Annotated in this window: 8 protein-coding genes; all 8 read right to left on the bottom strand. The window is 61.8% G+C overall.

Going from position 1 to position 13,342, the window contains the following annotated elements; all coding sequences use genetic code 11:
• Window positions 1-52: 52 nt before the first annotated feature.
• A complete protein-coding gene (locus sS8_RS23035; RefSeq protein ID WP_170161222.1) occupies window positions 53-574 on the bottom strand; it encodes an RNA polymerase sigma factor in 522 nt (173 codons plus the stop codon).
• A 614-nt stretch (window positions 575-1,188) separates the two neighbouring features.
• Window positions 1,189-2,619 carry a DUF3526 domain-containing protein gene (locus sS8_RS23040; protein WP_119631818.1) on the bottom strand — a complete coding sequence of 477 codons (1,431 nt, stop codon included), beginning with the start codon at window positions 2,617-2,619 and terminating at the stop codon, window positions 1,189-1,191.
• On the bottom strand, window positions 2,594-4,045 hold the full coding sequence (locus sS8_RS23045; protein ID WP_119631819.1) for an ABC transporter permease: 1,452 nt from the start codon (window positions 4,043-4,045) through the stop codon (window positions 2,594-2,596). The genes sS8_RS23040 and sS8_RS23045 overlap by 26 nt, the downstream gene beginning before the upstream one ends.
• Complete coding sequence (locus sS8_RS23050) at window positions 4,042-4,740, bottom strand: ABC transporter ATP-binding protein (RefSeq protein ID WP_119631820.1); 699 nt, start codon at window positions 4,738-4,740, stop codon at window positions 4,042-4,044. Before sS8_RS23050 ends, sS8_RS23045 begins: the two co-directional genes overlap by 4 nt.
• A gap of 646 nt (window positions 4,741-5,386) precedes the next feature.
• Window positions 5,387-7,975 carry a TonB-dependent siderophore receptor gene (locus tag sS8_RS23055; RefSeq protein WP_119631821.1) on the bottom strand — a complete coding sequence of 863 codons (2,589 nt, stop codon included), beginning with the start codon at window positions 7,973-7,975 and terminating at the stop codon, window positions 5,387-5,389.
• Window positions 7,976-8,240: 265 nt separating this feature from the next.
• Window positions 8,241-9,299: a FecR family protein gene (locus sS8_RS23060; RefSeq protein WP_119632971.1), complete on the bottom strand. Its 1,059-nt coding sequence runs from the start codon at window positions 9,297-9,299 to the stop codon at window positions 8,241-8,243.
• An 87-nt stretch (window positions 9,300-9,386) separates the two neighbouring features.
• Window positions 9,387-9,965, bottom strand: a complete 579-nt coding sequence (locus tag sS8_RS23065) for an RNA polymerase sigma factor (protein WP_232020401.1) — start codon at window positions 9,963-9,965, stop codon at window positions 9,387-9,389.
• A 58-nt stretch (window positions 9,966-10,023) separates the two neighbouring features.
• Window positions 10,024-13,329, bottom strand: coding sequence for an efflux RND transporter permease subunit (locus sS8_RS23070; RefSeq protein ID WP_456299276.1), 3,306 nt, complete (start codon window positions 13,327-13,329; stop codon window positions 10,024-10,026).
• Between the last annotated feature and the right edge of the window lie 13 nt (window positions 13,330-13,342).

A 13,342-nucleotide genomic window follows, 5' to 3' on the forward strand; every position in this document is an offset into this window, starting at 1 on the left:
AACCCGTGGCTCGACAGCACCGTTCGGAATGGAGTACCGTGGGAATTCAGGCTTATTCCTCTTTTTCCTCTTTCCCGTAAACCTGGCGTTTGCAATGTGCGCGTGCCTTGATCATCTGCTTGACGACTGTACTTTCGGAGATCTGGAGCCGGGCCGCGATTTCGGCGTAGCTGAGGTGGCGGAATTTATGCAGGATAAAGACTTCCCGGCACCGGGGCGGCAATTCCCTCAGCGCCTGTTTGAGCAGGTCGATCTGCTGACGGGAAAAAACCATGGCTTCCATGTCCGGTGCCGGATCGTGAACTTCGAGCGCGTCGTCTTCCAACGCCGCGAAATCGAACCGGCGTTGCCGGTGGCGGAGGTGGTCTACGATCAGGTTGGCGGAAATTCGGTAGAGGTACCCTAGCGGGTTTTCAATGGGGCGTTCCGGAACCGCCTCCGCCATGCGCAAAAAAGCGTTCTGGACCAGGTCCTCGGCGTCCTGGACGTCCATGCGTCGGTTGACAAAGCCGAGCAGGCTATCGGCATTGTCCCGATAGAGCTGTTCCAGGATAGTGTGTTGTCGACGAGTCATCTCGAAGATTTCGAAGGGAAGGACGCTGCAGAATCCGTGAGTGCGATCGAAAGATAAGAGAGGCAGCATCCGTGCCACGCGGTTTACGCGCCTCGTTCGTCCCGTATCGGGGAGCTTTCGGCGTGTGGGGGAATTGGATTTGCGTTTGTTCGGAGGCCGTAAACCGATGAAATGGCGCAAAAGCCGGCGCCGGATCTGCCTTTTGGTTCGGGATGGTACCCGGCTTCGTTTGCGGTATTTCACACGGTAGTGAGGCATATTGCTCACCACCGAACGACTCCGAATGGATGAATCGTCAAGGCGGTAATCCCGGTTTCCGTGGATTCTTACCCGCAGGATAATTTTTTCGTCCAGGGGGTGGGGAAATGCGTTCCTCAAACGTCTTATACGATAGAAGGGCAGGCGAATGTGCCGCGACCGCAAGGTAGGGTGATCGAATTCCCCCTTGACCGGCACCCAAAGGACGCTCCGATCAGCTTTCAGTCGGAGCAGAAGATTTTCGTGAACATTCGGACGAAAAGGCCTTCACCTGCCTTTCTTCCAATCGCAAACGGTGTCTCCGGGAAGAAAACGCCCGCGGTTCAATGGCGTTCCGGCGGAAACGCGTTTCCGGTTTACGGTCCGACGACCCGGTAGCGCCGGACCGCGATCGACGCCAGCCATCCCATGAGCAGCGCGGGAACGGCCAGTCCGAGCAGATCCGTCCCGACCCGTCCCGCGAGATCGCCGGCGGACTCCTCCCGGTATTCGAAGCGGGGAATCTCGTCGAACGCATCGAAAGCGAAATCCCCGCGGATCAGCTTGGGATTGAAGAAATCCCGCAGTTCGGCGTGGTAGGCATCGATCTGGGCGAGAAATTGGCGGTGCCGGGCCAGGCCGGTACCGGTCAGCTCCAGAAATGCACTCTGCGTCAGCAGAGCCGGCGAGAAAAACTTGAGGCGCTCGGCGAGATCCTGCTGGTGCTGCAGCGCATCGGTGAATTCGGCGACCGCCGCCTGCATGCGCCGATCCAGTTCGAGCTGGCCCAGAACCCATTTCGATTCGTCTTCCGTGCTTTCCGCGCCCGGCCGCAGCTCCGGGTGGTCTGCGAAAAAGCCCTCGGCGATCTCGTCCTTGGCTTTGCGGATGTCGTCGGTCGCATCCCGCAGATGCTCGATATAGCCCATTCGATTCGGCATCGGGTATGCCGCGGCGAGGAACACGTTCACGCCGGCCGGCAGGAGAATCACCGCCGTCAGCCACGAGGCGGCGAGGACCACGGCATTGGTGGCGGAGCGCCAGCCGAGGCTGACGACGAGCATCGCCAGCGCGAACCAGAATCCGCAATAGGCGAACACGATCCCGAACCAGCCGACGAGGCGCCAGCCGACTCCGGGCTGGCGCGGGTCGATGCCCGCCACCGCCACGGAGACGAGCAGCAGACCCGCCGTCAGGACCAGAAGAAACGCCAGACGAAAGCCGATCTTGAAGGACAGGAGACGCCGCAGGGAAACCGGCTGGGCCGCGAGCAGGCCGAGAATGCCGGCTTCCTTCTCGGAGGCCAGCAGGTCGTGGCTGAGCGCCAGAATGAACAGGGGCAGCAGATAGACGATCACGAAGGCGGAGTCGAACGGCCCCAGCAGCAGCTTGCGCGGATTCACGGTTTCATGGGTGTCGGCGAAACCGGCCTTGGCGTTGATGTTCAGCTTCACCAAATACGGGTAGAGATCGCTCTGTCCCACCGCGAGCGGTGCCAGGGGAGCCGGCGGTTTGACCGCGTAGCGTACCAGGTGCGCCCAGGTGAAGCCGCGTACGTCGACCGGGCTGTTCCAGTAAGAAACCTGCTCCTCGCCCTTGCGGACGCGCTCGGCCTGGCGTTTCGACGCCACGATGGCTTCGCTTTCCTCGGCGCGGGCGGAGGCGATGGCCCGTTCCTGGAAACGTGCCCAGGACACGCCGTTGTAAAGCCCGTAGGCGATCAGCCCGGCCAGCACCGCCGCCAGTCCGAAAACCAGCCGGTCCGCCGCCATAAGTTTCAGTTCATGCTTCCACTGGACGATCCACATCGGACTCTTCCTTTTTCCATACGAAATCGGTTATCGAAGGCGCAAGCCGGCGGACGATGCGGGCTCCCCAGACGGCGCAGCCGACCGACCAAGCCAGCAGCAAGAACGCGGCGGTCCGATAGCGGCCGGCCAGATCGCGGAATGGAGACGGTTCGTAGCGGAACTCGGGTATCCGCCCCCAGAGCTCCGGGCCGGCCTGGTATTCGCCCCAGTCCTTTTCGAGATGCCGGCTCAAATCTTCATTGAGGATCCACTGTATGCGGCGTCGGTGGTCTTCGGCGGCGCGCACGAAATCGCGGTGGTGCTCGAAGTCGGTACCGGCCAGCGCCATGGACAGGGTTTGCAGGGCGAGCAGGGGAGAAATCAGGGCGCCCCATTGATACACTTCGTCCTGCCGCCGAATCTGATCGAAGATCCGGCCGAAATGGCGGTCGAACACCTCGTTGCTCCCTTCTTCGTTCCGCTGGATCAGGATTCCGCGCCAGTTCACCGGCAAATCCTCGACCTGGTCGACCCCGTGGCGCCGCATCAAGTCGGCCTTGATCGTTTGTTCGCTCAGATGTCCGGCTTTCAGATCCGCCCTGAGCGCCGCCCTCCATTCGTTCGCGGCGGGCAGCGGGTAAAGTGATTCGGCGATACTCGCCACGGCGCGGGGCGCCAAAATGCACGAGAAGGCCCACAGGCTCAGGAGGATGGCGAGGGACGTGCGGGCCGATTCGGTTCGGGCCGACACCGCCAGGGTGAGGCCGGCGAATATGGCGAGATACAGGAAGTAGACCGCCGCGTACGGCAGCGCACGGCTCCAAAGGAAGGGCAGGCCGTCGTCTCCGGCGAAGGCCGACACGATTCCGGCGGGCGTCAGAACGACCAGCGCCGCGGCCAGCAACAGAGCGGCCTTGCCCAGAACCCAGCCGCGCAAGTCGGCACCCTGACTCAATACCTGGCGCAGCGTTCCTTGCTCGCGTTCGCCGGCGACAGCGTTGAAACCGAGCAGGATGATCAGCAGCGGCCCGAAAAGCTGCAAGGCCATGGCCGCCGTCAGCGGCGCGAAACGCTGCACGGCGGTGGTGTCCTGGGCCGGGCGGTAGACCGATTCGTTCTGGCGGTGGGCTTCCAGCCACACGCTCTGTCCGACGAAATCGACGATGCCGGGGTCCAGTGTCGCCAGCGCGCTCAGCGGGCGGAATACATAGACGCCGTAATGGGCCGCGTTGTGCGGGTTGTTTTCGCCCTGGCCCAGCCAGCGCGCGCGTTCCGCTTGCGTCGCCGCGAGCCGCTGCCGCTCCAGGTCCCGGCCGTGCTGCCAGCCGGCCGCGCCGGCGGCGGCGACCAGGGCGAACACGATCAGTATGCAAGCCAGGAGACGCCCGTCGCGTCGGACTTCCTTGAATTCTTTCACCAGGGTCGCACGGAACGCGGTGTTCATTGCACGTGCTCCAGGTAAAGGCTTTCGAGATCGGCGTGGCTGAGTTCGCCGGGAGCCTGGACCGTCAGCAGCCGGCCCTGTTTCATGATGCCCACCCGCGACGCCACGTCCTGGGCGCGGTAGAGATCGTGCGTGGTCATGAGAACGGCAACGCCGCGCTCGGCCAGTTTGCGCAGCGATTGCGAAAATTCGTGCGAGGCGGCGGGATCGAGGCCCGAGGTGGGTTCGTCCAGAAGCAGCGCCCGCGCGTCCTTGGCCAGTGCTGCGGCGATCCCGACCTTCTGGCGCATGCCCTTGGAATAAGTGTGGGCCGGCCGCATTGCAACGGCCTCGGTCAATCCGGCCTCGATCAGAAAATCCAGGAGTTCGCGGCGAGAGTAGGCGTGTCCGGCGAGGGCGCTGAAATAAGCCAGGTTCTCGAGGCCGGACAGATTTCGGTAAAGATTCACCTGTTCCGGAATATAGGCCAGATACCGCTTGGTCTCGAGAAGATGACGGCTCACTTCGAGTCCGTTGATTTCGGCTGTTCCGCCGTCCGGAGCAAGGAATCCGAGAAACAGGTTGATGGTGGTGGTCTTGCCGGCGCCGTTGGGGCCGAGAAGACAGAAAATTTCTCCGCGGCCTACGTGCAGGTCCAGGGCATGCAGTGCCGTGATGCCGTCGTAGCGCTTGCTCAGTTGAGTGGCTTTGATCATTGGAAGGCTCCCTTTCTTTGCGGCGAAAGAGCCGATTCGCAACCCGAATACGGCAAAACATCGATGTTGTGGGCGAGGGGGCGACGACGCTAGGCAACGATGCTAAGTCAACTCCGGCCTCGTCGTTTCGGCAAGAAACGCCGAAACCCGAAAGCCAAGGTTGGCATTGGCCGGGACCACATCACTGTGCGCTTGGCTGTCGGCAGTTCTGACAAGCAATCCGTCGCTTCAAACGCGACCCTTGCTGCCGACATGACGGTTTGACTTAGGGACCGGGCGTAGGGGGTAATCCGTTGACAGCCACCCGGTTCCGACGTTTCGCCGCTCCCTCACTGTAATAAGACGAATCACGGAGGCGTTCCCCCCATGGTCGGATGAAAATTTTTTTCCGGACCGGCGTAGTTGTTTCGAGCGGGGATGAAAAAATGCGTGCACTATTGCCGCTGAGCCGGGAGAAGCGACGGGACTGGCGCTCGTCCGCAAGATAGGGCTGAACCGGGAACCCGGGTTGCCGAACGCGGCCGGAATCCTTGCCGGATCCGGGACGGTAACCCGGATGAAACGAGTGAAAGCCGGCAATGCGGCGATTTCGATTTTTCCGGATTTCGTTACACGCCATCCGGACTCGGTTGGCCTGGACGGCGCCTCAGTACTCCAGGCGCACCAAACCCATGAAGGTTAACGGTTCGCCCGGGAAATTGTTGTTGGCGGTCGCGCCGAACAACTGCGCGTCACCATTGAAGAAATAACGTTTGTCGAGAATGTTGTTCACATTGAACTGCGTGGTGAGCCTGGTCGCGCCGATATTGAAGGTATAAGCGGCGTAGGCGTCCCATCGCACATATCCCGGCAGGGTCACGGTATTGCCGGTATCGGCCTGGCGAGCGGAAGCCAAATACACGCCCGTGCCCAGACTGAGTCCCCGCAGTTCGTTCTGCTGAAAGGTGTATTTGCCCCAAAAGCTTGCTGCATGCTCGGGCACGTTGGGGAGGCGGTTGCCTTCGTTGCCGTCGTTGTTCTCGGTGATGCGGGCATCGGTGTAGGCGTAGGTCGCTATCAGGCTCAGGCCATCGTAAACCTCGCCCGCGATGTCCAGTTCGATGCCCTGGCTCCGAGCCTTCCCGATGGTAGAGAGAATGGGTACGTCCACGGCCTTTCGGGTCAGAATGTTCTCCTTCGTCAAATGGTAATAAGCCAAGTTCGACACCAGTTTTCCACCGAACCACTCGGTCTTGATCCCGGCCTCGTAATTCGTCGCGGTTTCGGGATCCAGCGGCTTATTGTTTTCCGAGCGGCCGTTGTTGAGGCCGAAAGACTCAACGAAGTTTCCGTAAATCGACAGCCAGGACCAGGGTTGATATACGATCCCGACGCGGGGACTGAAGAATTCAGTGTTCACGATATTGATGTCACTGTCCTGGATCGGCTGGTTGGAAAAGGCATTCTTGACCCGGGTCCAGTCATGACGTCCGCCACCGAGAATATGGAGTTTTTCCCATAAGGTGATCTGATCCTGGAAATAAAGGCCGTACCAGGATTCTTCCCTGAACCCAAAATCGTTAGGCGCCGTTTTTCGTAAGTGTTCGGCGGCGGCAAGGTCGATGGGCGGTTTAAGGGTAGAGCGGTCGAATACGTTCACGAAGGTGAAGAACCGCTCTCTTTGTTCGTCCGTCCCGGCAAAGGCGGCAAACCCTTTCGAGTTGGTTTCCTTGTCGTAATAGTCCCCTCCCAGCAAGACTTTATGGCGGATGCCCCAGGTTTCGAACTCTCCGGTGAGATTCAAATAAACCGTATGCATGTCGCGGCTGAAATCCTCGAAATATAGTCCCCGGCGCAGAAATGGATCTTCGGGAGAAAAACGTGTCTGGAATTCGGCAGTCGGCAGTTCGCGGAACTCATAGTCCACCACCTGCGCGACCACGCCGTTCTGGATTTTCCAGTGCTCGCCGAATCTGTGCGACCAATTGAAATCGACGAGTTTGCTTTCGATATGGTCCTGCCGCATCGGCTGATTCAGGTTCCGGCTGATCGGTACGTCGATCACACGCCCGTTGAGAGCGGGCAGGCCGGAATCATAGGGTACGTTTTCCGAGCGATATTCGAAGCTCAGATTGAGTTCGGTGTCCTCGGTCGGTCGCCAGCTCAGGCTAGGAGCGATAAAAATGCGATCACGGTTGACGGCATCACGGAACGAGCCCGCGTCGAGATATGACAAATTGAACCGGTAAGCTAACTCTCCGTTGTCCGTGAGCGGTCCCGTGGCATCGACGGTGGTCCTGTACAGATCATAGGAGCCAAATTGTTGCTGGATCGAGTAATACGGGGTCGCCAGCGGGCGCTTGGTCACGACGCTGATCATTCCGCCCGGATCGATACGGCCATAAAGCATGGCCGAAGGTCCCTTGAGCACCTCGACGCGTTCCACATTCGCCAGATCGATGGCATGTTCGGGCAGACGGACGCCGTTGCGGAAGTGTTCGAGGGTGGGGAAGCCCCTGAGGATGAATGAATCGTAAAAGTTTCCGCCACCCCAGAGCTGTTGCACGCCGCTGATGTTTTTTAGAACGTTCTCCAGGCCTATCGCTTGCTGATCCCTCAACACTTGCTGCGGCAGCATCTGAATCGACACCGGCGTTTCCATGATCGGCGTATCGGTTTTGGTGGCCGTAGTGGCATTGGAGACGGCATAGTCTTTGTTGTACGGATCGTTTTGATCGTATTCCGCCGTGTCGCTCACGGTCACTTTCCCGAGGGTGATGGTATCCCCCGAGTTGCTGCCCGATGAGACGGGTAACGCCTTGCGCTCCAGCGTGATCGTATGCGAACGGCTGAAGCGGTAGCCGAGACCCGAGCCTTCCAATATCCGCTTCAGCGCTTCCTCGATGGTGAACTGCCCGGTTACGCCGGGCGAGGTGAGTCCCTTGACCATCTCGGCGGTGTATACGAACTGAATGCCGCCTTGTTCGGCCAGGGCGCCGAGGGCGGAATAGAGCGGTTGCCGGGCGATGTTGAAACGGTGCAGGCCGGTTTCGGCCGCAGCGGCGCTCGTGGATTCCCCGGCCGGAACCGTCGGCGGCAAGATCAGTGCGAGCAAGGCTGTGACGGCTACGAATCGGGCGGTTCCCGCTGCGGTTCTCTCCCGGCGGGGGAGAGAATCGGCGAGAGGGAGTGGCTGCCGGTGGGGTCCTGCAGTAACGGTGCGTTTAACCGACGCAACTGGTTTGTTTTTCTTCATTGGGCGTTCTCGTTATGGGGGCTTCCAATGACAAGAACGCCCGGGAAAATGCCGAGCCTCAAAAAAGCGCCTGCGGCAGATTGTCGCAGGCGCGGCGCCGGTTTTCGCTTCGGATGATCCGAGCGGGCAGAAGTAGGTCGGGAATCCTTTCCCGACACCTACGGTCCGGCCAACGGCTTCGTCGGCAAGGAATTGCCGACCTACGACCGTGGCACCCGGTAGGTCGGGAATCCTTTCCCGACGCAACGAGCCGCGTTGACCGGAATCAGGATTCCAGCAGGACGATGGGACCTACGCGGAGGATGCGGACCGGGAGTGTCTCTCCGAGCGCGTCCAGCCAGGCATCGATATTCCGGATGTCGATGGCGACGTTGATTTCACGCCCGGCAAGACCGTCGTTCAACAGGGCGACCTGCCGCCGCCGGTAGCGGTTGATTTCGGCTATCACGTCTGTCAGCGCCACGAAATTCATGATCAGACGTCCGCGGCGCCAGGCATCGGCGGATACCGGGTCGACGGCTTGAATTTCGCCCAGGGTCCGCTCGTCGAAGGCTACCCGCTCGCCGGGCTTGAGATCGACGGCGCCGACGAATTCGCCGTTCGGTGAAACGCGGCCGGTGCGGACTTTCCCGTCCAGCAGCGTGACCGTTCCCCGCGAGCCGTCGTAACGAACGACGAAGCGGGTGCCCAGCGCTTCGGTGACGGTGTTGCCGGCCTTCACCCGAAAGGGTCGAAGGCTGTCGCGCGCGACTTCGAATTCCGCTTCTCCCCGAAGTAGAGCGACGAGCCTTTCCTCATCGTCGAGACTGACGTTCAGGGCGGTATCGGTGTTGAGATGGGCGGTGCTGCCGTCGGCAAGACGGACCGCGGTTTGTTCGCCGATGCGGGTGCGGTAATCGGCCAGCGGATGCTGCAGATAATCCGGGAAAAAGGCGAATCCGATCGCGAGCAACAGCGATGCCGCGGCGGCGAGCCCGAAGTGCCGGCGGCGCGAACTCTCCTTGCGAGTGACGGATTTCCGGGAAGTTCGCGAGGTTTTCGCATCAGTGCAACCGAAAGCCAATGCCGTAATTTTCGCGTTGAAGGGTTCTACCGCCTTTCCCTTTGCCAGGCGGCGTTCACGGTCGGCAGCGAGAGGAGCCTCCAGCATTTGCCAGAGCTCTGCGATCTTGCGGTAAGCTTCGTCATGGGCCGGGCTCAGGGCGCGCCATTCTTGGAAATGGTCACGCTCGTCGGCTTTCATCTCTCCCGACATCTGACGGGCGTACCAGGCGACAGCCTCCTGCTCCAGGCGTTCGCGTGCTTCCGCTGCGGATTCGTTCATCGGCGTGCTCATACGATTACGGGCGGGCAATATAACAATAACGAATGGGCTGGTGTCCGGCCACACGGATCGGGCGGAATCGAGGCGTCAATCTTGGTTTTCTTGGTCTCGTGCACGTCGACAGTGATCGAGTGCTCGCGCGATTTCCTTTTCCACCAAACTCGTGGAAATACCGAGGCGTTTGGCGATTTCGGGGTAGGTCAAAGCTTCGAGCCGGCTTAGGTAAAGAATCGTGGCGCAACGGTCGGGAAGCTCGGAGAGCGCCGCCTGGAGCGCCCGGAGTTGTTCGAAGGCCGACGCGGCTTGCTCCGGGGTTGGCGCATCGTCGGTCTCGGTGTCCCCGCCGTAATATTCCTCGAGCAGGCCGGCGTGCCGTTGTTCGGTTCGGAGATGATCCACCGCAAGGTTGGCGGCGACCCGGAAAAGCCAGTTACGCACTTCCTGGCCGGTACACGGTGCGGGTTCCAGTTTGGGAAGGCGCAGATAGAGATCCTGTACCAGGTCGGCTGCGGTATCGGGACACCGCAGCCGGCGTCTGAAGAACTCATGCAGGCGAGTGCGGGTGTGCAGGTAAATGCGTTGGATTTCGTCGTCCGAGAGCGGCATGGTGAAAGCATCGAACAAGAGCAATTGTGTCCAGCGATACTCGTGCCAGTCATGATGCACTGCTGTATCCGACGTTTACGCCGATGTATCCGTGGCGGATTGTGGCAATTCGCTCGATTCATGAGTCATATCGCTCACCGGAAGCCGTGTGCCGGAAAAGCCGAATGAATCCCGGCGACCGGTGTGACTCGAGCAAGCGATAAAGCAGCGGTAGCACCAGCAGGGTCAGCAGTGTGCTGGAGATCAATCCGCCGATGACCACCGTGGCCAGGGGTTTCTGCACTTCGGCGCCGGTGCCGGTGGCGAGTGCCATGGGCAGGAAGCCCAGGGATGCGACCAAGGCGGTGGTGAGGACCGGGCGCAGCCGGGTGAGGGTGCCCTGTGTGATTGCCTGCTCGAGCGGCAGTCCCTCCTTGCGCAATTGTTCTATGAAGCTCACCAGCACCAGGCCATTAAGCACGGCGACGCCGGACAGGGCGATGAAGCCCACCGCCGCCGTTACCGAGAACGGCATCCCGCGCAGCCATAACGACAACACGCCGCCGACGAGCGCGAACGGTACGCCGCTGAAGATCAGGACGGCGTGGCCGGCGGAATTGAAGGCGCTGAACAGCATCAGGAAAATCAGGAAGAGGCACGCCGGAACCACGATTTGCAGCCGTTCCTTCGCCTTGACCAGATTCTCGTATTGACCGCCCCAGTCCAGCCAGTATCCGGCCGGCAATTGCAGTTCCGCAGCAATCCGCTGCCGCGCCTCGGCCACGAACGAGCCGAGATCGCGTCCGCGGACGTTGGCTTGGACCACGATGCGGCGTTTGCCGTTTTCCCGGCTCACCTGGTTGAACCCTTCGGTCGTCTCTACGCGGGCGATTTCGCCCAGCGGGATGACGAGTCCCCCGCTAGCGGCAACAGTGCTCGACGAGAGCGGACCGAAGGCTTTTGGCTTCGGCCGCGGCCGTTCCCGGCCGGGCGGTAGCGGAACCGGGAGTTGCCGGAGCGCCGCGACATCGGTGCGCAGAGTTTCCGGCAGACGCACCACCAGGGCGTAGCGGCGGTCTCCCTCGAACACCTGGCCGGCGTCGCGCCCGCCCACGGCGGCGATGACCTCGTGCACGTCGGCGATGTCGATACCGTAGCGGGCAATCGCAGCACGATCGACGATGATGTCGAGGCTGGGCAATCCGCTGGTCTGCTCGACCTTGACGTCCGCCGCGCCGGGCACATCCCCGAGCAGGCGCGCGATGCGCCGGGCCAGCGGCTGCATGACGGCGAAGTCGTCGCCGTAGAGTTTGATGCCCACGTCGCTGCGCACTCCGGCGATCAATTCGTTGAAACGCATCTCGATGGGCTGGGTGAATTCATATTGGTTGCCCGGCAGCTCTTTCAGCGCCGCTTCCATTTGCTCTATCAGCTTCGCCTTGGGCTTGTCCGGCTCCGGCCAGTCGTGGCGCGGCCTGAGGATCACGAATGTATCGGAGATATTGGGCGGCATGGGGTCCGTGGCCATTTCCGCGGTGCCGGTCTTGCCGAACGCGTAAGCCACCTCCGGCAATCGGGCGATGGTCTTTTCCACTTCCGCCTGCATTGCCAACGATTGGGTCAGGCCGGTGCCCGGAATGCGCATTGCCTGTACGGCGAGATTGCCTTCATCCAGGGGGGGCACGAATTCCTGACCCAGCCGGGTGAACAGCCACAGGGTTCCGGCAAAGATGGCCGCCGCCACCGCCAAGACCCTCCCGGGGTGCTTGAGGGCGGCTGTCAGCAGGGGCGTATAGGCGGTTCTTGCCGCGTGTATGAATCGGTTGTCCTTTTCCGTAACGGTGCCCCGGAACGCCAGGGCCACCATGGCCGGCACGAAGGTCAGCGACAGTACGAAGGCCGAGAGCAGCGCGATGATCACCGTTGCCGCCATGGGGTGGAACATCTTGCCCTCGATTCCGGTCAGGCTCAGCACCGGTATATACACGACGATGATGATCGCCTCGCCGAATACCGAGGCCTTGCGCACCTGCCGAGTGGCGACGAAGACCTGGTGCAGGCGTTCGTCCCGGGTCAGCGGCCGTCCCTTGGCGCGCTGCGCGTCGTTCAGGTGGCGCAGGCAGTTTTCGACGATGATGACGGCGCCGTCGACGATCAGGCCGAAATCCAGGGCTCCGAGGCTCATGAGGTTGCCGGTGATGCCGGCTTGCACCATGCCGGTCGCCGTCATCAGCATGGCGACGGGGATGACCAGGGCCGTGATCAGGGCGGCGCGCAGGTTGCCGAGGATCCAGAACAGCACGGCGATGACCAGCAGGGCGCCTTCCACCAGATTGTTACGCACCGTCTCGATCGTGGCGTCCACCAGTTCGGTGCGGTTCAGCACCGGCTCGATGTGGACATCAGGGGGCAGGGACCGGCCGATCTCTTCCAGCCTGGCGCCGACGGCCGCCGCGACTTCGCGGCTGTTTTCGCCGATCCGCATGAGCGCCGTGCCCACCACGACTTCCTCGCCGTTCCTGGAAGCGGCGCCGGACCTGAGGGCCCTGCCGATACCGATCTCGGCCACGTCCGAAACGTAGATCGGAATGCCGCCGCGCGTGTCGACGACAACGTCGCCGATCTGGCCGGCATTCGCGAGACGACCGTCGGAGAGGACCTGGAACGCTTCACCGCCGCTTTCGATGTAGCCCGCGCCGATGCCGGCGTTGTTGCGTTCGAGCGCAGCGATCACATCATGGAAGGTCAACCCGTAGGCGAGCAGCCGGGTGGGATCGGGCCGCACATGGTATTGCTTGACATAGCCGCCGATGACATCCACGTCCGCCACGCCCGGGACGGTCTTGATCTGCGGACGCACGATCCAGTCCTGGACGGTGCGCAGGTAAGCGGCCTGTTCCAAGGGCCGCCCGAGGTATTGTCCTTCCGGGGTCAGGTAGCGTCCGTCGCTTTGCCGGCCCGGCGAACCGTCGGCGAGAGGGCCGGCGCGTCCGTCCGGGTGATGGTATTCCACGGTCCACATGTGGATTTCGCCGAGGCCGGTGGCGATCGGCCCCATGCTGGGTTCGGCGCCGGCCGGCAGCGTCCCGCGCGCTGCCAGCAGGCGTTCGTTCACCTGCTGGCGGGCGAAGTAGATGTCCACGTCGTCGTGAAATACGGCGGTTACCTGCGAAAAGCCGTTGCGCGACAGCGAACGGGTGTAATCGAGCCCCGGGATGCCGGCGAGGGCGGTTTCGATGGGGAAGGTGACCTGCTTTTCTATGTCCGTGGGGGAGAGGCCGGGCGCCTGGGTATTGATCTGGACTTGCCGGTTGGTGATGTCGGGCACCGCGTCGATCGACAGATGCCTGAGCGAGACGCCGCCCAGCACGGCCGCCGCGAGTGTCAGCATCACCACCAGCGCGCGGTGGCGGATGGACAAGTCGAGGATGCGTTCAATCATCATGCCGCTCCTTTCC

This window comes from Methylocaldum marinum, from assembly GCF_003584645.1.
Taxonomy (GTDB): domain Bacteria; phylum Pseudomonadota; class Gammaproteobacteria; order Methylococcales; family Methylococcaceae; genus Methylocaldum; species Methylocaldum marinum.

Excerpts from the sequence above, each read along its gene's own strand:
- sS8_RS23035 (WP_170161222.1), bottom strand. The coding sequence starts at position 574 with ATGACTCGTCGACAACACACTATCCTGGAACAGCTCTATCGGGACAAT.
- sS8_RS23070 (WP_456299276.1), bottom strand. The coding sequence starts at position 13,329 with ATGATGATTGAACGCATCCTCGACTTGTCCATCCGCCACCGCGCGCTG.
- sS8_RS23045 (WP_119631819.1), bottom strand. The coding sequence starts at position 4,045 with ATGAACACCGCGTTCCGTGCGACCCTGGTGAAAGAATTCAAGGAAGTC.
- sS8_RS23040 (WP_119631818.1), bottom strand. The coding sequence starts at position 2,619 with ATGTGGATCGTCCAGTGGAAGCATGAACTGAAACTTATGGCGGCGGAC.
- sS8_RS23050 (WP_119631820.1), bottom strand. The coding sequence starts at position 4,740 with ATGATCAAAGCCACTCAACTGAGCAAGCGCTACGACGGCATCACGGCA.
- sS8_RS23060 (WP_119632971.1), bottom strand. The coding sequence starts at position 9,299 with ATGAACGAATCCGCAGCGGAAGCACGCGAACGCCTGGAGCAGGAGGCT.
- sS8_RS23055 (WP_119631821.1), bottom strand. The coding sequence starts at position 7,975 with ATGAAGAAAAACAAACCAGTTGCGTCGGTTAAACGCACCGTTACTGCA.